Here is a 24,910-nt window from a genome sequence, read left to right on the forward strand (position 1 = left end):
AGCTTAGTTGCCACGGGCTTCTACCTCTACTTGACGGCTCACGCGGGTATCCCCACTCTCGCATACCGCTTGGCTCTTAATGTGGTACTGGATGACAGAACCCACAAAATACCGGGTACATTCTAAAGTCACGCTACAGGCATGAAAGCCCACCACATTGGGCGGCGTCCAAGAGTTTGCAACACTAGTACATGTCGCCGTTGCGTTAGCGGGGGCATTTAATGGAAATAATTGCGCCAGCGCCGCATCGGCACCGCTGTTCGCCGCCGCTAAGGCGCGAGTTCCCCACACTTCTTGAGTTAATCCGGTATCGGCATCTTCCACTATATTGATTAAGGCAGCGGCCAATAAAAACATCACGGTAATGACAAAAATACCTATGATTAAGGCGCTGCCACCCTGGCGGTGAGCCGAACACTGACGATATGCTGAGCGCGATAGGCTAAATAAGTTAGGGGACATTAATCACCTGTACTTGATGTCGATATTGAAATGTCTCGCCGTTGACATTAAATCGCGGTTGTAAATGCACCATAGCATTATTGACTAAACTCGATGGCGTTAATATCAGCGGTAAATCGGCACTGTCGTTCAATGCATTGGCCACATTCTGCGCCATTAACACCCCAGCACTCATGCTGCTAGGCGTGGGTTGGCTAACATTCAACCCATAACCAGTATAACGCTTTAAGATTAACTCATTGCTGGATGACGATTTTTCAAAACAATAACTCACAGGACTCGAACCAAAATAGATCCGCTGCCGCGGTGATGCTTCGGCAAAGCGTGTTGATGCCATAAAGGTAAGAGTGACTTGATTAGCCGGATTAGGCGACTCACCTAGGGGAGTAAAAGTCTTAATCTGTGCCCGTTTTTGTCTGGCGCTGTTATAGACATCGCTATCAGTCAAAGGATAAATCCAAATATATTGGTTGTCCTTAATGTTATCGGTCGCATTGAGAATTACTGTTCCCGTTAAGGCTGCGGCACTCGGCGCAATCGGCATCGATAAATAAGTGGTGCTCGCCTCAATGGGGACAAATTCAACGCACTGATAGGTTAAGCCATTACCATTGAGCCGCACACTGTTAGGCAAGGCGCTGCGCAGCTCACGGGTCATACGCTCGACAGCGAAACGGCTCTGGCTTAGCACTTGATCGACCGAGCTCGACTCCACAAAAATCCGCGTGCCGAAAATAATAAAGCTACTCACGCCCACCACCAGAATGCCTAAGATAAGGATCACAGTGACCATTTCGACTAAGGTAAAACCCCGTTTGGAGCGCGCCATGCGCTTTGCGGATAAAGAGCGCATTAGTAATTGCTCCTCACCAGATTGTAAGTGATCACTTCGTTATCTGGAGTAGTCACATTAATGGTCACTAACTTGGTATTGGGTGCAGAACCATAGGCGACAGAGACACTTAATTGATAGTTTGGATACACCTGCGCATAAGTTTTGCTGGAATTGAGCATAGTGGCGTTTTGAGTTAAGCCGTGATAGTCATCCACATCGTTAAAATCGTTACGCCCCTCGCCCTCATCCGGCCATTTCCACTCCGATGGCCCTAAATTGGTCACACTTGAGCAAGGTGCCCCTAATGGACTCCCACAAGCCGGCACTCCACCATTGGCATTAGTATTTTGGTCGTAACGTTTGCCCCAAATCTCATTCATCACCGAATGAGCAAGTTCGGCACTCTTGACTCGATGCAAGGTCTTGGCAGCGCGATCCGCCTGCGGAAATAACATGCTACTGAGCATCACGATAGCAATGGCAATGACTAACATGCCAACCACTAATTCGATTAAGGTAAACCCCTGTTGTTTAGCTTTTGAGGATGCTTTTAGATATGTGCTTATCGAAAACAGCCGAGGATTAATTCGCATAAATATAGCCCTCGCTGGAGATATTAATCGCCACAGTATCATTGGCAATCACATTGATACATGGCCCATTACACGCAAGCGATGCTCGACCATTAATATCAAAATCAAGGTAAAAGCTCTTGGCATTGTTACTGATAAGCACTAACTGCGCGCCACCTTGAAAAGCTTGGCTGGATAAAGGGTTAGGAGACAATGGCGAGCCCGTACAACCAGTGCTATCCCGACTGGCAAACTGACTCACTTGATAACCCATCGCCGACACGACAACGCGGTAACATCTATCGGTATTATTCAAGGCTTTTTGCTGAACCTGGCGCAGCTCGGCCATAAATTCATTGCGCAGGCTAAAGGCGCTGTAGGATGACTGGCTAAATAAGCGCGGCAATACCGCCACCGATAATATCCCAATCAGGATAATAGTGGTCACGAGTTCGACTAAGGTAAACCCAAACTGTCTGCCGCTGGAAAATCTACGCATTGTCCGCTTTGCCGTGATGCTAGGTTCTAGGTTCTAGGTTCTAGGTTCTAGGTTCTAGGTTCTAGGTTCTAGGTTCTAGGTTCTAGGTTCTAGGTTCTAGGTTCAGTTTCTGCCAACATGATTATTAAGGCAAATATTTCGCCTAAACAAAAGAAATAATTAGCAAATTCAATTTATTATAGCCAACATTCCAATAGATTGCTGGCCTAAAAAAAAGGCCTGCTAGGCAGGCCTTTTAATGGAAATATATCTAGCAGCCAGATACAACAGTATTAACAGTGATAGGACCGTATGCATCTAGACTATTCACATATTGAACATAACATTGACCACCAGCAGCCGTCCCATCAGGAACAGTTTGTCCTTGAGGATAGAAATAAATGCTGCCAGTAGCTAACACATATAACCACTCAGTTGTTGTACCACTATCTGCAGCATTAATATCCAATGCGTTCTCAAGAGAGTCTGTCCATACTGGCGTTGCATGGCCATAGTTAATCAAAACTGTTTTACCAGTTTCAACAGTTACTGTCGGAGGCGTTGCAGCCGTAGAAGCCACTGTATTATTGCCTGCAATTAACGATTTTGAGTTAATTAAGGTATCAGCACCTTTAATCGCCGACTCTAATCCTTTCACTGTTGAAGCACGAGCATCCGATTGTAGATTGATAAATTTAGGCGCTGCAGTAACAGCCAAAATGCCTAGAATAATAATTACGACCACTAATTCGATTAATGTAAAACCACTTTGCTTTTTCATTTAAAACCCTTACTTAACAACCAGATGACTCAACATGATATTTAGGAGGATTACTAGAATCTGCCTGTTTGTATTCAACCCAACATTTTGCCGTATCTGAAGGTGTCAACTTTTTAGGATGAATAATCACAGGAGATGTAAGTGTCGTTGTGACAGTTGGCGCATCAACAATAGTCCACTCGTTAGTAGTATCTAAATCAAGGACTAACACCATATCAGCTGCTGCTTGCTTCAGATACCCATAAACACCGTTTACTTTAACATCATCAGTCGCATCAGAATTACCCTTATCATCGATGATAATGCTAGATTCATCCTTACTCTCAACCCCCTGAATCGCCGCCTTAGAATAAACAAGCGAATTAGCACCTTGCAAAGACGCTTTGACACCATTCAAAGTAGATGCGTATGCATCAGATTGAAGATTAATAAACTTAGGCGCCGCTGTGACTGCAAGAATACCTAAGATAATGATCACTACGACTAACTCAATTAAGGTAAAACCTTGTTGTCTTTTCATCATTAACTACCTATGTAATAACAATTCTAAATACTGGAACTTCACGCCAATGCAATTAAAGCGTAAATGGTGTTTGAGTGAAACTTAATACTTTGCCCGTACCTGGGTTATAAACCACCCCTTTTGCACCCGCAGTCGATAAATCTGGCGCTGGCGTCGGTACACCAGTGGTTTGGTTTAGCACCAGTGAAGCCACTTGGTGATACACACATAGGTCTAAACCGCTTACGGATGTGCCATTAATCGCATTTGAGCTTCCGCCCGCACCATCGATAACGCGCACTGTATAACGTTGATTGCGCGCATCCTGCGAATAAAGCACGTTACGCGGTGCACTTTGCAACACAGTATTAAATACCTGCTGGCAGCTTGCATCGGTCATCGCCGTCGCATCGGTACCAGAGGTGCCCGTTGGATAACCAAAACGTGGGTCGAGGGACACTGAGGTACCGTCTAAGATCACACTGCTATTTTGGCGACCATCGACTTCCCATTGTGAACGCACAAAACCCACTGCGGTGGATAAACCACCCGCGACTCCGTCCACACTGGCATCTTCAGCATCATCGGTGACATTTAAAAAACGAGGGATCGCGGTTGCGGCCAACAGACCCAAAATAACGATCACTATGACCAGTTCAATCAATGAAAAACCATCTTGCTTAGTCTTCATTCGTCTCTCCCTATCTTGATGAAAGTCCATTCTAACAGCTAAATCAGTTTAAAAAAGCCCGTTACTTAACAATATTTTACGGAAACGTCAAAAAAATGACCCTGCCAGAGTTGAGCTGATAGCCGATACTATCCCCATTTTGCGCGCGATAACGGCAGCTATTATCCTTAGCAAAATACGAGCCGATAAGGGATTCGTCCTCCGTCCCTTGACCCATTAATTGTTGCCATAATTGCTGGCAAGCTTGATCATCCAATTGGTTAGGTTGTGGCCAACCCTGCGCATTCATCATCACAAAGGTTTGTTCATTATTTATGCTTTGTTCGCTAAACACTTCCCAATCTAGTCGCATTTGCGGCGGTTTGCCAAGGGACAACCATTGAGAACGCACCATAGCCAACACGTTTAAGAAGCGCGTATGCTCTAACTCCACATTGCGGGCGGCCAGTTGTGGCATAGTCGCAAAATATTTAAATCCAATCACAGCGAGAATAATCAAGATCAAGGTCAGGCTAACGAGCCGCCCATACACACGTAATAGATCGCTTTCGGCCTTCTGTTGGCTCTGCATCTATTTGATCCTAATTGAGTTAAATTCTCGATTCGGCATTATTTCCCGCCTTTGACTACGTTGAGCATATCCCACATCGGCAGATAAATACCCAGCGCCAGCACCAACACGATAACTGCCACAATCCCAATCAAAATCGGTTCTAACTTAGCGGTGAGATTTTTAAGATCATAGTCGACCTCACCCTCGTAGAAATCGGCGGCATCATTTAATAGTTGGTCAATCTGTCCAGTTTCTTCGCCTACCGCAACCATTTGCAACACCAGTGGCGTAAACAATTTACTCTGATTCGACACCCTGAGCATAGATTCGCCAGACTCAATACCACGGCGCATTCCGACAATTTTGTCGTGCATATACGCATTATCCACCGCATCGGCCACTAGACTGAGCGCCTGCGTCATCGGCACACCCGCGCTCAACATCATCGAAAAACTGCGGCAATAACGGGAGAGAGTCGAGCGCTCAATAATCGAACCCACGGCGGGAATGTGTAACTTCCACTGGTCCCATTGTTTTTCACCTTTTTCCGTATGGTGCCAGTAGCGGATCCCAATAACGGTTCCGAGCAGTATTATCAGCATCAGGGGCCAATAGTTTACAAACAGGTTTGATGTGCCGATTAACACCTTAGTCGCCCAAGGCAAGTCGGCACCAAAGCGGGCAAACATCTCGGCGAATTTCGGGATCACCATGATATTTAAAATCACCATCGCCAGCGCGATGGCAATCAATACAAATATGGGGTACCGCATCGCGGCTTTGATTCGGCGGCGAGTTTCCTGCTCACGCTCGATATAACCCGAGAGCTGAATAAAAGCGTCCTCTAACTTACCCGTGTTTTCCCCCACGTGCACCATAGAAACAAACAGAGAATCAAACACATCTGGATGTTGGTTCATGGCCGATGACAGTGGGCGCCCCGCAGTTAACTGCTCTGAAATATCATTCAGCGCATCTTTCATTCGTTGGGAGTGGGCGGTTTCGGATAAACCTGCAATGGCGCGTAGGATAGGGATCCCCGAGCGCGTTAACGAGTACATTTGCCGGGTAAAGATTTGCAGTTCATCCAAGCCGACTTTGCGCTTAAACAACTGCGCCAAGGTAAAGGACTTAGTTTCTTTAGCGACTTTGACTTCTAACGGGATAATGCCACGGGCTAACAACATATCGGCCGCCGCTCCCTCGGAGGCAGCATCGAGCTGACCCGTTACGGCTTGACCTTGTCCACTGCGTCCACGGTATTGATAAACCGGCATAATTACGCCTCAACGCCTTGCTGACTGATAATATCCCGCGAGAGTGGCACCTGTGACTCACTCACATCCTCAACAAGCTTAGCCACCTCTTCAATGGTCGTCATGCCCTCGCTTAAATATTGCAATGCCGACTCGGCGAGCGGGGTAAAATTAGGGCTTTGCAGGGCTGCACGGGCAAAATCCTGTGGGTTACCGGTACGCATCGCATCGATCATCTTTTCATCCAATTCGAGGATCTCAAAAATACCGATACGGCCGCGATAACCACTGCCGTTACAGCTTTGGCAGCCAGTGCCAATGCGGAACTTGGCCGATGAAAAGTCCTGCCGACTCACACTATTCAGCCAGGCTTTTTCCTGCGCCGTAGGTTGATATTCCACCCCGCAGTTATGGCACACGCGGCGCACTAAGCGCTGGGCAATAATCACCCTTAGCGCACTCGCCACTAAGTAACTGGCCGCGCCCATATCGAGCAAACGTAGCGCGCTGGTCACCGCATCGTTAGTGTGCAAGGTGGACAACACAAAGTGACCCGTAAGTGCGCCCCGAAGACCAATCTCCACCGTTTCTTGGTCACGCATCTCACCGACCATGATAATGTCCGGGTCTTGACGCAAAGTCGTGCGCAGCACGTTCGAAAAATCGAGTCCAATCTTATGGTTAACTTGAACTTGGTTGATCCTTGGCAATTGGTATTCGACCGGATCTTCTACCGTAATAATTTTGCGATCCGCAGTATTGAGCTCACTTAAGATGCCATACAAGGTGGTGGTTTTACCGCTACCCGTAGGCCCAGTCACCAGCAACATGCCGTGGGGGCGTTTAATCTGCTTACGGATACGCGCCAAAATATGCGGCGGCATCCCTGTCTCATTTAAGGTCAATAAGCCTGCGGATTGGTCAAGTAGACGCATTACCACTGATTCGCCGTGGTAAATCGGCATAGTCGACATACGCACGTCAATCTTGTGGCCCTTAATTTCCATATGGAAACGACCGTCCTGCGGCAGACGTTTTTCAGAAATATCTAGCCCAGCCATAAGCTTAAGCCGCAAGACTAAGGCCGCCGCGATATTCACTTCATTTAGAATGGTCTCGTGTAACTGGCCATCGATACGTTGGCGGATCCGCAGGGCTTTTTCGCCGGGCTCAATATGAATATCCGAGGCACGCATTTGCACCGCATCTTCAAAAATCGACTGCAGCAGCTTAACAACTGTGGTTTCATTATCGCTATCGCTTGAGGTCAGGCTCGCCAGATCAAACATTTGATCTGCGGCATATTCCTCTTCGAGCTTACCGGCGATTTGCGCGATTTGGTCGGTGCGACGATACAGGTTATCGAAGGCTTGTAGTAATTGCTGCTCGGGGGCCACCGCAACACTGAGCTTTTTCGGTGCGATTAAAATTTCTAAATGATCGAGCGCCTGCAAGTCCGCCGGGTCGCTCATGGCCACTAATACCGTATCCCCCCGATCTTCCACCGCGAGGGCGCGAAAACGCCGCGCTTGCACCTCGGGGATAAGGCTCACCACTTCGGCGGGGATGGGGCGTTTGCTGATATCCAGCAGCGGCAGATTGAGCTGCTGCGACAAAAATTGCAGCAGTTGGGTTTCGGTAATAGAGCGCAGCTCAATCAGGGTGCGGCCGAGCTTATGCCCTGTCTTACGCTGCTCACCCAAAGCTTGTTGTAGCTGCTCTTCGGTAATAATCGATTCTTGAACTAACAGATCGCCCAAACGCATCTTTAATCTGGGTTTCATTGGCTATCTCCTAGTTGTTGTAAACGTTGTTCAATAAAAGCTGTAGCTTGGGTCGACAGGCCTGAATAACTTAAGGCGGTGCGATAGGCCTGACTGGCGGGGCCGAATTGTTGTTGTGAATCGAGGGCATAGGCTAATCCCATCCACCATTTACCCTGCTGCGGTTCCTGCTGCAATAACTTACGGTAAGCCTGCTCAACTAACGGATATTGCCCTTGTTTTTGGGCCAAATCCGTTTGCGCTAACCACTTTTGTCGAGCTAAAGGATGGCTATCGGGAATTTGAGCAAGGCTAGCAAGAGCCGAATCCGTTTCGCCCATAGCATGTTGCACCCTTGCCAATAGCAAAGCAAATTCAAACTCTTGCGGATAGAGTAACCGTCCCTGCGCCAACACATCGGCCGCCGGCGCCAGCTCACCTTGACCATAATGCAGCGCCGCCAGTTGTTTGCGCGATTCGTGCAAGCTTGGGTCGAGCTTGAGCGCTTTAGCGTAGTAATCCATGGCCTTAACCAGCTGCCCCTGCTTTTCGGCATCCGCCGCCAACACTAACTGTTTTTGCGCGAGTTGGCTTGGGGATAACTTCACTTCTCGAATCGCCATTTTCCCAGTTGACTGAGCCTGAGCCGAAGCTTGGCTCGAAGCCTGAGTCGAAGCTTGGCTTGAAACTTGAGCCCCAGCAGGCACCACTGGCTCACTCGCCTTGGCCTCTGTTTGAGTTATTTTGACTTCACTCTGGCTTGCGTTAACGTCTGCTTGATTTGCTTTAACCGCAACCTGTTGTGACTCAGCCTGTGTTTGCACTGACTCTTGGGTTAATGCCGCCTTGTTAGGCGTATCACTTGAGGTGTGTGCCGCAACGGATTCGGTTGTCGGTTCACTCGTTGGTTCTACCTGCGCCGCGTTTACACGGGGAGATTGAGCCACTCTTGGGGCAGATTCTGCTGACGTTGACATATCCTTTGCAGGAGCATCTGTCGATGACGGACTCACTTGTGCCATCTCGGCAGTTGGCTCTGTAGATGTCGTCGTTTCGGTTTCCAGAGGACTCGTATCTATCTGTGGGCTGCCGTTATCCGGCTGAGTTTGCAAACTCATCACAGGATTTGCAATGTTATCAGCAATGCTCTTTACGCCGTAACTCGCCTGAAAAGCATAGACCGATAAGCCGCCCACCAGCAGCGACACTAAGCTGATTACTAACCATTTGCGTGATGGATTAGGGCGCCCTAAATACTGCGCCTGATGCACAGCGACATTACTGAGAGAATGGCCCTGCTGGCGCTTGTCGAGATCCTGCAGCATCTTGTTGATCACACTCATGCAACGCCTCCCCACAATTGTTGCAGGTTAACGCCCGATGCCAGTAATGCCCCAATAGCTGCTGCACATGCTATCAGTGCGATCGCCATATAGGTCGGCCATTTGGGTAAAACTGATCGACTGGCATCTTCGGTATCCTGTATTGCGCCCTTAATGTGGGACATCTGCACCTGAGTTGCCCCTTCGCCAAAACTGAGCATCAGGGCTTTATGGGCTAAAATGTTGATCAATCTTGGGATCCCACGAGATGCCTCGGCGATCTTACGGGTGAGTTTAGGGCCAAATAAGGCTTGTCCCGCATAACCTGCCACCGCTAAGCGGTAACGGATGTAGGCATCGGTTTCATCCCAGGTTAACGGCCGCAGACTGTAGCTAAAGGTGATGCGTTGCCGCAATTGTCTAAAGGCTTGGCGCTTTAATCGCTCATCCAATTCGGGCTGACCAAAGAGCACCACTTGCAGCAGCTTACGGCTTTCAGTTTCAAGATTGGTAAACAGTCGCAGCGCTTCGAGGCTCTCATCGGGCAAGGCCTGCGCTTCATCCAGCACTAATACGATGGCGTGACCATGGGCACTCAGAGCAAGTAATTGCTGCTGGATAAGCCCGGTGAGTTGCTGCTGATCGATTTCGCTGGTGTATTTTAATCCAAGTTCATTGGCCACCGCCCAGCGCAGCTCGGCGGGGGTGAGATAAGGATTAGGAAGATATGCACAATGGAAGCCCTGCGGCAGCTCATTAATCAACTTACGGCAGATTAAGGTTTTGCCCGTGCCCACTTCGCCAGTGACTTTGATAAAACCCTCCCCGGTTTGTAGGGCGGTCTGCAATACTTGCAGCGCCTCTACGTGCGGGGATAACCCGAAAAAAAATCCGGTATTAGGTGTTAACGAAAATGGCGTTTGACTGAGTCCAAAGTGCTTCAAATACATGAAAGCTTACTTATTTTCTGGATACCAACGGTCGAGTAAGGTCTTAGAACGCTCTAACTCGTTTTTCCACGTATCCCCGCCTACAACGGTCGGCTTTAGCATAATAATCAGCTCGGTTTTCTTCTTCTGCTTGCTGCGGTTTTTAAATAATTCGCCCACGAGCGGAATATCACCGAGCAGCGGCACTTGAGAAACCACTTCGGTATTTTCGCTCTTCATCAAACCACCGATCACCACCACATCGCCAGAAGCCGCGCGGATAACGGTATCGGATTCGCGGATCTCGCTCTGTGCTAGCGGCAGTTCTAAGGATTCGCTGCTGACCTTAATGTCCTTGGTTTGTTCTTTTACATCAATAACTGAAGGATGCACATGGAGCAGTACATTACCGTCTTTGTCGATTTGCGGCGTCACATCCAACGCGATACCCGAGAAAAACGGCGTTAACTCTACCTGAGGCGTGGTTACAGGTGTAGTGCCCGCCACTGTGGTCGATGACACGTCAGTCACAAAGTACTCGTCGGTACCGACCTTAATCACCGCTTTTTGGTTGTTCGATGCCGTCACCCTTGGGCTAGACAACACGTCCACATCGCCTTGGGTGTCGAGCAGGCTAATCATGGTATTGAAATCTGAGCCTTTAATGCTTAAAGACGTCACGCCACCGAGGGAGGCGGTGATTTTATCGCTCAAGCCTGCGCCCGCAGAGGTACCAAAATTGATATTGGTATTACCTACATGGCCCAATACGTTATCCCACTGAATACCTTGCTGATAACCATCAGACAAAGTGACTTCGAGGATCTTCGCTTCGAGGATCACTTGGCGTTGCAGATGGCTCTCGGCAGAATTTAAAAAGGCACGCACCTGACGTAACTCATTAGGGTAGGCACGAATAGTCACTAATCCCGCCTGTGGCGTCACCACCACCTGACGACCGCCACCAGTGTCACCAATAATGGCGCTCAAGGTTTCTTTCAATTCGCCCCAAAAATCGGTCTTAGTGCGCGAGCGAATAAAGGTGCCGTTAGTGCTATCGCTGCTGTTATTGTTGCCGTAATTACCGTTGTTGGAATTGTTATTGTTGCTGTTATTGCCAAAATTGCCGTTGTTCGAATTGTTGTTATTGGAGTTATTGTTATTCGAGTTGTTATTGTCGGAAATCCTGCCAGAACTCACAGAGGTCAACGATAGACCATCACGCTCCATGTATAAGTAATTTAATGGGAAAGTCTCAGTCCGCATGCCCGCAGGGAACACGCGCAGGATGCGCCCTTCACGGCTCACCTCATAACCATAAATATCTTCCACCACTTGAATGGCTTCACTCAGTGTCACGCCTTTGAGTGACAATGAAATCGTGCCCTGCACATCGGGGTGCACAGCCACGCTAAAGGGGGTGCCCTGCACAAGGCTTGGGAAAAACACCCTCGCATCCACATCATGGGCAGACACATCGATACGACGCTCCGTCTCCATTGGCGGAGTTAATCCACCCATCATGGCATTGGCATTCAGCTCACGCTGCACCGCATCGGGCATAGTGGCTGGTGGTGGAGGCGTTGGCTGACTCGCGGTTTGCATCGAGGTGGCCAGTGCTTCTTTTGAAGCAACGGGCTGCGGTCTATCCGTGGTTTGGCAGGCCATAAGGCAAAGTGAGAGTAGAGGCGTAATATATTTAATGGCTGTCATCTGAGTGTTATTCCCTATCTCTCTATTATTGCTTGAAATAATGCTAATTTCCGTCCGTCAGACAAGGAGACCGACGAGGGAGTGATACGCACCACTTTGACCCCTTGAATGCTGTCTCCCACGGACACAATCTTATTGTTGATCACGGCATAGGCCGTGTTGCCCGAGCTGATAATGCTGTTAAGCACTAGGGCTTTGTTTTGGCTCTGAGTCACGGCGCCGGCGGCCGAGTAGCCTTTGCCGGGCAAGGTCGGATCCCTTAAGGTTTCGGCCGATACTTGGGCCGACAACCCCAATAATGCAATGAAAATATAAGGCTTATTTAGCGACACTGATAAAGTCCTTATTGATACTCAAGGTATAAAGCTCAATATCGATTTTCCCCTTAGGGTATTCGGCTACTTTATAGTCGAGTCGTTTCCAGTAAAGTTTGTCAGGCATAGCCTCTACCGCTTCAACAAAGCGCAGTACAGAAAAATAATCCCCCTCCAAGCTCATGCGTATTCCATGGCTGTAGAGATTCAGCTTTTTCTCTTCACCCACGGCAAGAAGTGGCACGGGCGTAACCGAGGTAAACTTAAGTAATTTAATGCCTTGAACTTGCCCAAGCAGATTACCTAATAGCTCAGGCATATAATCGGCGGGCACCATATCCACCATCTGCTCATTGAGCTGAGCATCAATCTCTTGATTCTGTTGCTGCAACAAGTTTAAACGCTGGCGATAGTCCTGATTAGGATCCATAGCTAAACGCTGCTGATATAAATCAATCTGTTGCATCGAAATCTTGTTTTCTTGCTCTAACACCTTCACTTGCTGCGTCGTCGAATGCTGTTGTTTCCACAGCGACTCGATAGGCATATAGGCCGACATGGCGACCAGCACTAACACGGCGAGAGCGATAAGCCCGCGCTCACGCTGGCTGAGAACATCAAACTTTTGCGCTAACTGTTCAAATCGGGCTTTCATCGCGCCTGCTCCTCTGGGGTCTCACTCGTCAGCGTGAAAGCCAGCGGTTTATCCTCACCGCGATCCATGGTCATAGACGAAAAAGCCTGACCTTTTAAAGTGTTCGTTGTCTTTAACTTGCCCACCCATTGCGGGATGCTCTGCGGATGATCGGCAAAGCCTTCAAACATAAAATGCTGCTCGTTAATCACAATATGGTTCAGCCAAACACTCGCATCGGCCACCATAGCTAAATCCTTCAGCACGGGCGCAAAACCTCGACTGGTGAGGGATGAGCGCAGTGCCAGCTCATTCATCAATAATTGTTTTAACTCGAGCTGTTGCGACTCTAGCTCAACGCGCGCGACTAACTCAGCATCGGGTTTGCGGGCGGCGATTTGTGCCTCAAGCTCCGCCTTTTGTTGCTCGAATTGCTGTTTTTGAGTAGCGGCTTGGCTTAGCGCCTGCTGAGACTCAGCTAATTGCCAATAGCTAAAGGCCGCGAGTATTATGCAGACCGCTATCAAGCCTAAGGTATAACTTATTAATTTAGCAAAGGTTAAGCTCTGCTTTGGGGGTAATAATGCCGCAGAATATAGATTGACTCTCGATTTGATCACTCGGCACCTCGTGAAAGTTCACTAAAGGCTAATCCCGCCATGCTCGCACCCACGGCACGCTTATTAACGACATTAACGGCTTGGTTAAAGTTAGCCGATACCAACTTAGCCAAGGCATCCACGGCGCCATCGGCAAATAATTCAATTGACGCGACAGGAGGCTGGCGCAATTGACTCTCAAAGTAGTCCATAGAACGCTGAATTTCGAGGCTTAAGTTATCCGCTAGCCCGTAATTAAGTTCATCCACTTCGGCCTTATCCAGCTCGGTAAAACCGCGCACTCGGCGCTGCATATAGAGCTGACCTTGCTTGACCACAGTCAACAACAACTCTTGGCCTGTATGATGGCTCACGACTAATCTCGCCTGATTATCCTCATCAAACAGGTTAGTCATGGCTAATTCTTCGATGCTAATTCCTAGCACGCTTAAACCTTGATCGCTGATGGCCTGCACCATGGCGCGTAATTTGTCTTTATCGACCACGGCCACATTAAGCTTATTGCTCGGCAGTGGCGATTCAAAGTAATCCAAGTGAATTTGCGGCACAGGGATAGTGACCATGTCTTTGATAGACCAGAGTAAAGCTTGGGATAATTCGTCACTATCGACATTAGGTTTATCGGCTACTAGCAATTGGTAACGGCCACTGCTAAGGACAATTTGCAATGCGGCATGGGGAAAAGCATTGGCAAGTTCGGCAAAGGCTTGTTGCCATTGGTTCTGCTGCAGTTCATAGGAAACCCATTGTTCTGCAAGACTTTCAGTCGCGGGGGCGTAGACCCACAGCTTATCGGCACACACATATACACCGAGCGCCGCGTCAGCCTGTTTAGCTCGCCAAAAGGCCAACCGAGCAAAAAGTCCTTTATCCATATAAATGCCTATCTTCCGATAAAGTTAAAGCTTGAGTCATAAGAGCGCGAATAACAAACGTCCAAAATTGAATCGGGATAATGTTCACCAAATGTAAAATGTGAAATCCATCATCCCCAGCGTCATAATTTTGGCACTGGTTAGTCTAGCCGCTAATCAGTGAATTTTATAGAGAAATCCTACATTTCGGCCCTATTCTTCCACATCGATCACATACGGCTAATGAAAAAATGCTCGCTATTGCACCTCAATGGGGTCACTAAAATAGGTGCCCTGCGCCATACCCACACCGAGGATTTGTAGGGTTTGCCATTCTTCAAATACCTCAATACCCTCGGCACACACTTGCACTTCGGTGCGATATAAACCACCGATGAGACTGCGAATAAATAATTGATTTTCTGGGCGTAAATGAATATGTCGCACTATCGACCTATGCAGTTTTATCATGTCGAAGTGGCACTCTCGAATATAGTAAGTCCCCACTACCTGCTGACCCACATGGTCAACACACAGGCGCGCCCCCATCTTACGGATCATATCCAGCTTAGACTTAAGCTTGTCTTGGTGCTGGATAACGATGTCCTCTGACACCTCGAACATCAGTTGTGGCGTCAGGTGTCGATATTCGAGCAAAGTGGTTTTAAGCCATTGAGTAAAGGCACGGCTCATTAAGGTATCTAAGCTTAGATTCACACTATAGACTTGATTTTTATGCTGCTCTTGCGCCAACAAGCCAAGCACTCGCTCAATCATCTGCCGCTCAACCTGGGGCATCAAACCACATTTGTTGGCCATGGGAATAAAGAGTGTCGCCCGCACTAACGCGCCCTGATTATCCCGCGCCCGAGTAAAGATCTCCTTGTGATGCTCAACGCCGTCTGAGTCCATCACAGGCTGACTAAAGGGATAAAAACGTCGCTGAACCAAGGCATTTTCTAAGAAGCTGCGCCAACGCACCGAGCCTTTGGCAAACTCCTCATCAATCGCGCCCTTATCGTACATAAACCAATTACTGTTACCTTGTAATTGCGCGGCGCGTAATGCCATATCGGCTTCATCGAGCAGCTGATTAACATTATCCCCAGCGGTAAAGTAAGCGCAGCCCAAGTGATAAAAGTTGTCTTGATTCTCTACATCGTCGGGCAAAGGTTGGCTCAAACAGACTTTGAGTAATTTGCTGGCCAGTTGATCGGCCTCAATCAAAGACACATGGGGCACGACGATCGCAAATTGGTTATGGGAGCGACGTGCAAAAATGCTGTTGGGTAAAGTCTGCAAAATGGAGTTAATGCTGTTCACCGTCGCATGGAGCAACTCTTTAACCGCGCTCTCCCCTTTTGCCTGTTGCAGTAAATCGAGGTCGTCCATCTCCAACAGATAAATCACCCCGTGGGCCACCATGCCTTGGTCGTGACTTAAGGCATCGAGACGGTTATTTAAAAACAACCGATTACCGATACGGGTTTGCGCATCTAAAAAAGTATTGGAGCGAATAAACTTATCGAAACGGCCGCGCTCTTTGTGGGCGTCCTGTAATTCTTCAAGTAGCTTAGTTAAGGCTCGGTTGATGAGCCTAGGTTTACCATTGCCCGGCGTTGCGAGCGCTTGCTCGTGTTTGCCTTGCAAAATGAGGCGGCTGCGCTGGGCAAGCTCTTCAATTCCATCTAACTGCTGCGAAAACCACACATGGCCAAAACGCACCAGCGCGATCACCGCCAGCAAGCCTATCCCCAAAATGAGCAGCTCATACCAACTAACGCTGTAATGCTCGAAGGGCTGTGGCAGCGTGAGGGTCATGTTGAGCCCCGATTGGGGATCGAGCAGATGGGTATAGACCATGGCATTTTGCGTCTGCACATTGCCCTGATAGGCAAAGAGCACTTCGCTCTTCATGGTTAAACGGAATTCGACGGCGTTATACGCCAGCAGCATCGGCGGCAACCAAGACTCTAACTCCCACTCGGGTTGGGTCTGGTAATGCTCAATTAATAGGGATTCAAGCTCAGACACTTTTTGCTGTTGAAACTTATAGGTCAACTGCACAAAGCTCATCATGGCGCTGAGTAAAAATACGAAGGCGATAGCGGCCAAAGACATTAACCAAAAACTGGTCAATTTAGTAGTTAACATTCGAGTGAATTTCATCGAGCCGCTATCCTGCTGGATTATTATAATTATTGGAGCACTCTTAACACGAGCTAAACAAATGCTACTCCAGATTATTCAGTAGCATAAACCAAAAGGCAACCAAGGATTCGTTTTCGAAGCCGCTGCAAAGGCTCCAGATTGCAGAAATTTCACCCAGAGTAAAAACAAAAAAGAGGCTAATTAGCCTCTTTTTTGTTAAAAATCTTAGTAATTAATCCGCATATTGTGGCAGCGTAGTGATAGCTGCAACGCCGGAATCAATCGCCGCCTGTGCTACCGCACGGGCAACACGGGGTAATAAACGTGGGTCCATAGGCTTTGGCAGCACATATTCAGGACCAAAGCTTAATGAATTCACCTTTGGATAGGCCTTAAGCACGCTCGCTGGAACTTCTTCTTTCGCTAGGCCTGCAATCGCGTGAACAGCTGCGACTTTCATCTCGTCGTTAATGCACGATGCACGAACATCCAAGGCACCACGGAAAATGAAAGGGAAACACAATACGTTGTTCACTTGGTTTGGATAATCGCTGCGGCCAGTACCCATAATTAAATCGCTACGCGTTGCATGAGCCAGCTCTGGTTTGATCTCAGGATCTGGGTTTGAGCAGGCAAAAATCACCGGCTTATCCGCCATCATGGCCACTTCTTCGGCGCCAATCACGTTCGGGCCAGATAAACCTAAGAATACGTCGGCACCTTTAATCACATCTTGTAACGTACGTTTGTCGGTATCGTTTGCAAATAAGGCTTTGTATTCATTCAGATCGGTACGACCCGTGTGGATAACGCCTTTGGTATCTAACATATAGATGTTGGCGCGGTTTGCACCACACTTTACTAACATGGTCATACAGGCGATCGCAGCTGCGCCAGCACCCATACACACAAAGGTCGCATCGCTGATCAGTTTGCCTTGGATTTCTAAGGCGTTGATCATGCCTGCAGCGGTCACGATGGCGGTACCATGCTGGTCATCGTGGAACACGGGAACATTGCAACGTTCAATTAATTCGCGTTCGATAACAAAGCACTCAGGCGCCTTGATGTCTTCGAGGTTAATACCACCAAAGGTGCCAGCAATAGCCGCAACTGTGTTAATAAACTCTTCAGCGGTGTTGTGAGTCACTTCGATATCGGTCGAGTCGATATTCGCAAAATGTTTAAACAACAGAGCCTTACCTTCCATTACTGGCTTAGACGCCAACGGGCCTAAGTTACCTAAACCCAGAATCGCAGTGCCGTTAGTGATAACAGCCACAGTATTACCTTTGTTGGTATAACGATATGCATTGTCAGGATTAGCAGCAATTTCACGTACCGGTTCAGCTACACCTGGACTATAGGCTAGCGCGAGGTCATGGCTCGTTTCAGCAGGTTTAGTGAGGCAGACTGCGGTTTTACCGGGAACGGGGAATTCATGATAATCGAGTGCTTGTTGACGAATATCTGACATTTTAACATCCTGAAATGCGACATTTATAAGTATGGAAGTAAGGCCGACCAACCCAAGATCACCTCATTTATGGGCGATTTAAACAGTGTGGCAGGTCGGGGTAAGATACGCCAATTGGGTTAATTTTTAAATAAGATATTGAGAAATTTCGCCTTTGCGACAGATTTATCTCTCTAAGCCAAGTTTTATAAACTTATCTCAGCCAATAAAGGATGATTATCTGTTTAAATTTGTAGGAAACAAACGAACATTACCCGCTAAAGCAATGAAAAAACGCCTAATAAAACAAAAAATGTTGATTAAATTACAATAGAGATAGTTAGCTGCGTTATCTTATAGTTAATTGCTATAAATAAGTCGATTTAGGCGGCTTTAGCCTACTATTAAGTGACTTTGATGCTTTTTTAAGTGAAGTCGTACCAGAAAGGCAGAAGAGTAGCGATTTTGTGCCAGAAGGCCAGAAAGCAAAAAGGCGCCATAGGCGCCTTTTTTAGAAACATTGCTTACGCAATTATTTCTTGCCAAGCATACCGAAACGCTTGTTGAACTTGTCGATACGACCGCCTGTATCAACAACTTTTTGTGTACCTGTGTAGAATGGGTGACATGCACCACAAACGTCTAAGTGCAGGTCTTTACCAGCAGTAGAGTTTACTTTGATTACGTTGCCACAAGTACAGTTTGCAGTGATTACTGCATATTCTGGGTGGATACCTGGTTTCATTGGGATTACCTCAAATGTAAGGCCATGTCGCTCTTCCAACCCGAAGTCGGACACCACATGCAGTTAATAACGATATGTTAGGGCGCAGAATAATACAGTACCACCTACGCGGATACAAGTAGATTATCTGAGCATTTTCACGATAATCTACTCGTTCGCGAACATTTATCTCCCCGCCTCTCTATCCTCGAAACTTGTCTTAGCCGCCTGCGCTTCGGGATAACGGGCAAGTATCTCAGCCGATGGACAATAAAGCGTGGCATCTTTCTTCAGCGCGTTAATTCGATTCTTCGAAAATGCCTTAGGGTTAGCATCGTGGATCGCCAGCATGGCACCATAGACACTTACTTTCCATTCAGGGGCATAGCGATTGGCAATGCGCCATAGGGTCTCGTTGTGATAATCCAACATACACTCACCCGAATTTGTTGACTGAGCATTTGTCGAACTTACCGTCTTAACCTCAGTTGCAGTTTCTTCGCCAGCCTTAACTTCGGGCGCATCAATCGCAGTTTTGCTCTTATCCACTCTTGGCAGATCAGCAGACGCTTGTGCAACCGCAGGTCCACTCGCGACTTCTGTTGTCGACGGTTCAGGTGTAGACATCTCAACTTTAGCTGCTTCAGTTTTAGATGGCTCAGATTTAGCCATTTCTGCTTTAGCCTCAGCAGATGCCACTACCGACGAACTCGAGGTGGAGGATGCTTTCACATCAGACTTATCCTCAGGGAAGGTAAATCCAGAGGCGCGAGGCGTAGCGGCAACTTCTGTTGTCACCGCAGCCACAACAACGGAAGCAACGGGCACAACATCTGCTTCAGCGGTGACTAAATTCACCTCTTGCACAACCTTAGTTGATTTAACTGGGGTTTTGTCACTTTTAGCAGAGCTTGCCACCAGCTGACTTGTCTCGGCTGTGGCCGCTTTACTCGATTTCACAACCGCCGTTTTTGCTTGCGATACTGAAGACGCCGCAGAGGAAGCGTTATCAAACAGCGGCAGGTTTTTCACTTCATACCAACGATCGACACGGTATTCGCGTACTAACAGCCGAGCTTTAGGATCCGTTACATCTTCCACGCCCGTTAGCAAAACCAAGAAACGGTTAAGCTGCTCGGCCATGAGTTTTTCTTCACCACCGGACTGCTGCACCACAAATTCGAGCCGAGTCATATCCTGATTATCAGTGATCACATTGACACGCATTTTGGGGTAAGCGCCCAAATCAAACATGCGGCTATTGATACTCACATGGGAAACTTGCGCCTGCACACAAGCGCTACACACTAAGGCGAATAGTCCTAATGATTTCGCTATTTTAGTCATTTACTTACTCTCAACTATCCTTGGATAAACTGTCATTAGGACTAGCCCTCGCTAGCCGTGCTGAGTACACTAAACCTCATTTCCCTTAAGACTCGCCCTGCATATGTCACTGTTTGTTGAAGTTGCGTTACCTGTGCCTATGCGGCAAAACTTTACCTATCGAGTGGATACCGATGAGCAAGGTAAGGAAAGCGCTCAACAACCTCAGATTGGTATAAGAGTAAAAGTCCCCTTTGGGCGCCAGCAACTGATTGGCCTTGTTACCGCCATTACCGATAGTTGCGATCTGGCGCCAACACAACTCAAATCTGTCATAGAGTTTATTGATGACGCGCCCTTATTGCCAGAATCGCTTTATAAATTAACCCTCTGGGCCGCAAGATATTACTTTTGCAGCCAAGGACAAATGCTGACACAGGCGCTCCCCGTGGCGCTGCGTAAAGGGCTCGATGCCGCGCCGCAAAAAATTCAGTACTGGCAAATCACAGAGCTGGGCAGCAATATTGCGCCTGAGACATTAAAACGCGCCCCGGCGCAAAAACGCTTACTTGAACGCTTACAGCAAACCAGCCTGACGCAGGAAGACGTCATCAGTTTAGAACTGAATAAAGCCGCGCTCAAAACCTTAGAGGATAAGGGCTGGATTGCCAGACACGAGAAACTCGCCGAGCTCAATCTCGATTGGCGCAGCCAACTGGAACTCGATGAAGCCCCCCATAGACTCAATAAGGAACAGGCAGTTGCCGTCACCCTGCTCACCCAACAGCAAGGATACCACTGCACTCTGCTCGAGGGCATTACCGGTTCGGGTAAAACCGAGGTCTATTTAGCCGTACTCGAACATATCCTTAAGCAAGGTAAGCAAGCGCTGATCCTCGTGCCTGAGATTGGCCTGACACCACAAACCATCAATCGTTTTAAGCGTCGCTTTAAAGTCAATGTGGCCGTGCTGCATTCGGGACTGACCGACAACCAGCGCCTCGAAGCTTGGCGACAGGCTCGCTGCGGCCAAGCCGCCATCATCATTGGCACCCGCTCTGCCCTGTTTACGCCCATGGCTTTTCCCGGTGTAATCATCCTCGACGAAGAGCACGACAGCAGCTTTAAACAGCAGGAAGGCGTTGGCTATCACGCCCGCGACCTCGCCGTGATGCGCGGACATTTAGAATCGATCCCGGTGATTTTAGGTTCGGCGACGCCCTCGTTAGAAACCCTGCAGAATGCCCTCAGCGGTCGATATCATCACCTGCAACTCGGGGAACGAGCGGGTAATGCAAAAAAAGTGCGCCAAGGAATTATCGATATCAAAAACCTGCCCCTCAAGGCGGGGATGTCGGCGCCACTCATCAACGAAATCCGCAGCCATTTAGAGGCAGGGAATCAGGTATTACTGTTTTTGAACCGCCGCGGCTTTGCGCCAGCACTGCTGTGCCACGAGTGTGGGCACTTACACGAGTGTGACCGCTGCGATGCGTTTTTTACCGTACATCAATCCCTTGGAGAAATCCGCTGCCACCACTGCGGCAACCAATACGCCATTCCAAGGCAGTGCCACAATTGCGGTAGCACCATGTTGATGGGCCAAGGTATCGGCACTGAGCAACTCGCCGAAGCACTGCAACAGGAGTTCCCCAAGTATCCCGTGGTGCGAATCGATCGCGATACCACCCGCCTTAAGGGGTCGCTCGAAAGCCACTTAAGTGCGATCCATAAGGGCGAATACAAGATCTTGGTCGGCACTCAAATGCTTGCCAAAGGGCACCACTTTCCAGATGTCACCCTAGTGGGATTACTGGATGTCGATGGCGCACTTTTTAGCGCCGACTTTAGGGCGCCAGAACGCTTTGGCCAGCTCTATACTCAGGTCGCTGGCCGTGCTGGCCGCGCCAACAAACCCGGCACTGTGTTGCTGCAAACCCATCAGAGCGATAACCCGATACTGAGGGATTTGCTCCACCGGGGTTATGGCGAATTTGCCCGCAGTCAATTAAAAGAGCGGCAAATGGCGCTGCTGCCTCCCGCTTGGCATATGGTGCTGGTGCGTGCAGAAGCCCACTCGGCCTTGGATGCCGATAACTTTCTTAATGCGTTTGCAGCACTGCTGCCCCAAGATAAAGAGTTTGAAATCATCGGCCCAATGCCTGCGCCACTCGACAGAAAAGCCGGCAAGTTTCGCCGTCAATTGATGTTTCAAGCCAAGCACAGACATAGATTACAGCAGGAGTTTGAGCGAATTTATCCTCTCGTCGAACAGCTGCCAGAGGCCAAACGTTGTCGCTGGAGCCTAGATAGGGATCCGCAGGATCTGTTGTGATTCAATAATTTGATAAAAAATCATCGGGAAGATAGCAATTAGTCACCACAAACGGCTAAAATACGCGGTTATTCCCTGTATTCATTCTTAAAGTTAGTAGCTAATTAATCCATGAAATCACATATCCAATCATTACTTGAACAAACTATCGAATCCTTTAAACAACAAGGTATTTTGCCTGCGGATTTTGAGGCGCGAATTCAAGTAGATCGAACCAAGGATAAGAGCCATGGCGATCTGGCAACCAACTTAGCCATGATGCTAACCAAAGCGGCGGGTAAAAATCCCCGCGAATTGGCGCAGCTGATCATCGACAACCTACCCGCCTCAGCCTATGTGGCGAAAGTTGAAATCGCAGGCCCTGGTTTTATTAACTTCTTCATTGATGACAGCGCGTTAGCGAACCAATTACAGGCTGCAATTAGCGATGAGCATTTAGGGATTAAGCTACCAACGCCACAAACTATCGTGGTGGATTACTCTTCACCTAACCTCGCCAAAGAGATGCACGTCGGCCACCTACGTTCGACCATCATTGGTGACAGCGTGGTACGTACCCTCGAGTTTTTAGGCCATAAAGTGATCCGCCAAAACCACGTAGGCGACTGGGGCACCCAGTTTGGTATGCTGCTGGCTTACATGGAAGAATTACGCGCGCAAAATGGCGAACAAGCCCAATTAGAATTATCGGATCTCGAAACCTTCTACCGCGCCGCCAAACTGCGTTTTGACGAATCGGCAGAGTTCGCGACCCGTGCCCGTCAGCTTGTGGTTGAACTGCAATCAGGCGACGAATACTGCAACAAACTCTGGCGTGAATTTAACGACATTTCTTTAAGCCACTGCCACGAAGTGTACGAGCGTTTAGGTGTGAGCTTAACCCGCGCCGATGTACACGGTGAAAGTGCTTATAACGCAGACCTAGAGCAAGTAGTCAAAGATTTAGATGCCCAAGGTTTACTGACCCAAAGCAACGGCGCCAAAGTGGTATTCCAAGAAGAATTCCGTAACAAAGAAGGCGAGGCGCTGCCAGTTATCATTCAAAAGGCCGATGGTGGTTACCTCTATGCCACCACCGACTTAGCCGCTATGCGTTACCGTTCAAGCGTGCTAAAAGCCGACCGCGTACTGTACTTTGTCGATTTGCGCCAAGCACTGCACTTCCAACAAGTGTTTAGCCTTGCCAAGCTGGCCAAATTTGTCCGTAACGATATGTCACTGGAGCACTTAGGCTTCGGCACAATGAATGGCGAAGATGGTCGTCCGTTCAAAACCCGTACCGGTGGCGTAGTGAAACTGGTTGATCTACTGGATGAAGCCAATACTCGCGCACTTGAGCTGGTTCGCAGCAAAAACCCAGATATGGATGAAGCGACCTTAGCTGAAATTGCCCGCGTAGTGGGGATCAGCGCAGTCAAATACGCCGATCTGTCGAAAAACCGTACCAGTGATTACATCTTCAGCTTCGAGCAAATGCTGAGCTTTGAAGGCAATACCGCGCCTTACCTGCTATACGCTTACACCCGCGTTGCAGGTATCTTCAAACGTGCGACCGATATTGACTTAAGCCAAGCCAAGATCGTACTAGAACATGAAAAAGAGAAAGACTTAGGTAACAAACTGGCGCAGTTTGGTGAAATCCTCAGCCGCGTGATCGACAAGGGCCAACCACATGTTCTTTGCGGTTACCTCTATGAATTAGCGGGAGCTTTCTCTAGCTTCTACGAGGCATGCCCAGTGCTTGCCGCCGATAACGACGAGCAAAAGCATAGCCGTTTACTGCTGTCACAACTGACGGCCAACACACTGCAAAAAGGCCTAAATCTACTAGGTATCGAAACCCTAGAACGGATGTAAGCCATGAGCAATCGTGACTATGCCAACAGAAGACCGCAAGCGGGCGCGAAACAGCGCCCCATTCGCGCGACACGAGCAAGGCCTGCCGCTAAAAAGGCTGCGCCTCGCCGTAAGCTCCCGATCCCGTTGATCCTGTTCGCCTTTATTGCTGTCGGCAGTTTTGGCTATTTTCTGTTTAGCATTAAAGATACCGCCAAGCAGGAAGCGCCTGTCGAGGTGAAAACCGAGAAACCGACCAAGGCAAAAGAACCGGCAACGATTCTGACGCCTAAGGTGAAAGAGGCCGAGCGCCAAGCCGTGGTCGTGACTGCGCCCGTGGAGGAAAAGCCCGTCGTTGAAGCGCCGAAGAAAGATCCGAACGCCTTGCCACCCAAGCCTAAGGAAGAATGGACCTATCTGGACGAGCTTGAGAATAAAAACGTCGAAGTAGATATTCCCGATGTCGTGGCGACGCGTACACCACAGCAATATCAATTGCAGTGCGCCTCATTCCGTCAGGAGTCTCAGGCGAACCAGATGAAGGCCGTTATTGCGTTCCAAGGGTTAGAAGCGCAGGTCAGGCAAATTGAGGGCACCTCAGGCACTTGGTACAAGGTTATCCTCGGTCCCTACGAACGTAGGCGCGATGCCGAGCGTAAACGCCACACCTTGCAAAATGCCGGGATCAATGGCTGCCAACTCTTAGCCATTTCTAAATAATCCAACTCGTAAAATGAGTCTTAACATTGCGGCGCGTGAGCCATCACTCGCCGCAATTTTTTATCTTTTCCCCAGCCACGATA

General features: G+C 48.6%; 24 protein-coding genes. 3 read left to right on the forward strand and 21 right to left on the reverse strand.

The window, feature by feature from the left end; all coding sequences use genetic code 11:
* Positions 1–3 precede the first annotated feature (3 nt).
* The 21 genes from SHEWMR4_RS18145 to SHEWMR4_RS18245 all read right to left on the reverse strand — a co-directional run bounded on the left by SHEWMR4_RS18145 (position 4) and on the right by SHEWMR4_RS18245 (position 19,957).
* Positions 4–462, reverse strand: a complete 459-nt coding sequence (locus tag SHEWMR4_RS18145) for a hypothetical protein (protein ID WP_011624205.1) — start codon at positions 460–462, stop codon at positions 4–6.
* A complete protein-coding gene (locus tag SHEWMR4_RS18150) occupies positions 452–1,315 on the reverse strand; it encodes a type II secretion system protein (protein WP_011624206.1) in 864 nt (287 codons plus the stop codon). The genes SHEWMR4_RS18145 and SHEWMR4_RS18150 overlap by 11 nt, the downstream gene beginning before the upstream one ends.
* The gene (locus SHEWMR4_RS18155) at positions 1,315–1,890 is read right to left on the reverse strand and encodes a type II secretion system protein (RefSeq protein ID WP_011624207.1); all 576 of its coding nucleotides are present in this window, start codon (positions 1,888–1,890) and stop codon (positions 1,315–1,317) included. The genes SHEWMR4_RS18150 and SHEWMR4_RS18155 overlap by 1 nt, the downstream gene beginning before the upstream one ends.
* Positions 1,880–2,368: a prepilin-type N-terminal cleavage/methylation domain-containing protein gene (locus SHEWMR4_RS18160; RefSeq protein ID WP_011624208.1), complete on the reverse strand. Its 489-nt coding sequence runs from the start codon at positions 2,366–2,368 to the stop codon at positions 1,880–1,882. The genes SHEWMR4_RS18155 and SHEWMR4_RS18160 overlap by 11 nt, the downstream gene beginning before the upstream one ends.
* Before the next feature lie 250 nt (positions 2,369–2,618).
* Positions 2,619–3,128, reverse strand: a complete 510-nt coding sequence (locus tag SHEWMR4_RS18165) for a type II secretion system protein (protein ID WP_011624209.1) — start codon at positions 3,126–3,128, stop codon at positions 2,619–2,621.
* 13 nt (positions 3,129–3,141) lie between these two features.
* A complete protein-coding gene (locus tag SHEWMR4_RS18170; RefSeq protein WP_011624210.1) occupies positions 3,142–3,651 on the reverse strand; it encodes a type II secretion system protein in 510 nt (169 codons plus the stop codon).
* A 52-nt stretch (positions 3,652–3,703) separates the two neighbouring features.
* Entirely contained in the window at positions 3,704–4,321 is a 618-nt protein-coding gene (locus SHEWMR4_RS18175) for a prepilin-type N-terminal cleavage/methylation domain-containing protein (protein WP_011624211.1), read from the reverse strand.
* A gap of 76 nt (positions 4,322–4,397) precedes the next feature.
* Positions 4,398–4,892: a hypothetical protein gene (locus SHEWMR4_RS18180; RefSeq protein WP_011624212.1), complete on the reverse strand. Its 495-nt coding sequence runs from the start codon at positions 4,890–4,892 to the stop codon at positions 4,398–4,400.
* Between the two features lie 38 nt (positions 4,893–4,930).
* Complete coding sequence (locus SHEWMR4_RS18185) at positions 4,931–6,151, reverse strand: type II secretion system F family protein (RefSeq protein WP_011624213.1); 1,221 nt, start codon at positions 6,149–6,151, stop codon at positions 4,931–4,933.
* A gap of 2 nt (positions 6,152–6,153) precedes the next feature.
* Positions 6,154–7,914 (reverse strand): GspE/PulE family protein, encoded by a 1,761-nt coding sequence (locus tag SHEWMR4_RS18190; protein ID WP_011624214.1) that lies wholly within the window; start codon positions 7,912–7,914, stop codon positions 6,154–6,156.
* Complete coding sequence (locus SHEWMR4_RS18195; RefSeq protein ID WP_011624215.1) at positions 7,911–9,236, reverse strand: tetratricopeptide repeat protein; 1,326 nt, start codon at positions 9,234–9,236, stop codon at positions 7,911–7,913. Before SHEWMR4_RS18195 ends, SHEWMR4_RS18190 begins: the two co-directional genes overlap by 4 nt.
* Complete coding sequence (locus tag SHEWMR4_RS18200; protein WP_011624216.1) at positions 9,233–10,165, reverse strand: ExeA family protein; 933 nt, start codon at positions 10,163–10,165, stop codon at positions 9,233–9,235. The genes SHEWMR4_RS18195 and SHEWMR4_RS18200 overlap by 4 nt, the downstream gene beginning before the upstream one ends.
* A gap of 6 nt (positions 10,166–10,171) precedes the next feature.
* Positions 10,172–11,857: a pilus (MSHA type) biogenesis protein MshL gene (mshL, locus tag SHEWMR4_RS18205; RefSeq protein ID WP_011624217.1), complete on the reverse strand. Its 1,686-nt coding sequence runs from the start codon at positions 11,855–11,857 to the stop codon at positions 10,172–10,174.
* Between the two features lie 14 nt (positions 11,858–11,871).
* The gene (locus SHEWMR4_RS18210; RefSeq protein WP_011624218.1) at positions 11,872–12,189 is read right to left on the reverse strand and encodes an MSHA biogenesis protein MshK; all 318 of its coding nucleotides are present in this window, start codon (positions 12,187–12,189) and stop codon (positions 11,872–11,874) included.
* Positions 12,176–12,826, reverse strand: a complete 651-nt coding sequence (locus tag SHEWMR4_RS18215; protein ID WP_011624219.1) for an MSHA biogenesis protein MshJ — start codon at positions 12,824–12,826, stop codon at positions 12,176–12,178. The genes SHEWMR4_RS18210 and SHEWMR4_RS18215 overlap by 14 nt, the downstream gene beginning before the upstream one ends.
* Positions 12,823–13,425 carry a PilN domain-containing protein gene (locus SHEWMR4_RS18220; RefSeq protein WP_011624220.1) on the reverse strand — a complete coding sequence of 201 codons (603 nt, stop codon included), beginning with the start codon at positions 13,423–13,425 and terminating at the stop codon, positions 12,823–12,825. Before SHEWMR4_RS18220 ends, SHEWMR4_RS18215 begins: the two co-directional genes overlap by 4 nt.
* On the reverse strand, positions 13,422–14,300 hold the full coding sequence (locus SHEWMR4_RS18225; protein ID WP_011624221.1) for a hypothetical protein: 879 nt from the start codon (positions 14,298–14,300) through the stop codon (positions 13,422–13,424). Before SHEWMR4_RS18225 ends, SHEWMR4_RS18220 begins: the two co-directional genes overlap by 4 nt.
* A 237-nt stretch (positions 14,301–14,537) precedes the next feature.
* Positions 14,538–16,448, reverse strand: coding sequence for an RNase E specificity factor CsrD (gene csrD, locus SHEWMR4_RS18230; protein ID WP_011624222.1), 1,911 nt, complete (start codon positions 16,446–16,448; stop codon positions 14,538–14,540).
* 214 nt (positions 16,449–16,662) lie between these two features.
* Entirely contained in the window at positions 16,663–17,907 is a 1,245-nt protein-coding gene (locus tag SHEWMR4_RS18235) for a malic enzyme-like NAD(P)-binding protein (protein ID WP_011624223.1), read from the reverse strand.
* 511 nt (positions 17,908–18,418) lie between these two features.
* A complete protein-coding gene (gene rpmE / locus SHEWMR4_RS18240) occupies positions 18,419–18,631 on the reverse strand; it encodes a 50S ribosomal protein L31 (protein ID WP_011624224.1) in 213 nt (70 codons plus the stop codon).
* A gap of 165 nt (positions 18,632–18,796) precedes the next feature.
* The gene (locus SHEWMR4_RS18245) at positions 18,797–19,957 is read right to left on the reverse strand and encodes a FimV/HubP family polar landmark protein (RefSeq protein WP_011624225.1); all 1,161 of its coding nucleotides are present in this window, start codon (positions 19,955–19,957) and stop codon (positions 18,797–18,799) included.
* A gap of 103 nt (positions 19,958–20,060) precedes the next feature.
* Between SHEWMR4_RS18245 and priA the strand changes: the two genes are divergently transcribed.
* The 3 genes from priA (at position 20,061) to SHEWMR4_RS18260 (ending at position 24,827) form a co-directional block, all read left to right on the forward strand.
* Complete coding sequence (gene priA / locus SHEWMR4_RS18250) at positions 20,061–22,271, forward strand: primosomal protein N' (RefSeq protein WP_011624226.1); 2,211 nt, start codon at positions 20,061–20,063, stop codon at positions 22,269–22,271.
* Positions 22,272–22,382: 111 nt separating this feature from the next.
* A complete protein-coding gene (argS, locus tag SHEWMR4_RS18255; protein WP_011624227.1) occupies positions 22,383–24,128 on the forward strand; it encodes an arginine--tRNA ligase in 1,746 nt (581 codons plus the stop codon).
* A 3-nt stretch (positions 24,129–24,131) separates the two neighbouring features.
* Complete coding sequence (locus SHEWMR4_RS18260) at positions 24,132–24,827, forward strand: SPOR domain-containing protein (protein WP_011624228.1); 696 nt, start codon at positions 24,132–24,134, stop codon at positions 24,825–24,827.
* The last annotated feature ends 83 nt before the right edge of the window (positions 24,828–24,910 follow it).

The sequence above is a fragment of the Shewanella sp. MR-4 genome, from assembly GCF_000014685.1.
In the GTDB taxonomy this organism is placed as follows: domain Bacteria; phylum Pseudomonadota; class Gammaproteobacteria; order Enterobacterales; family Shewanellaceae; genus Shewanella.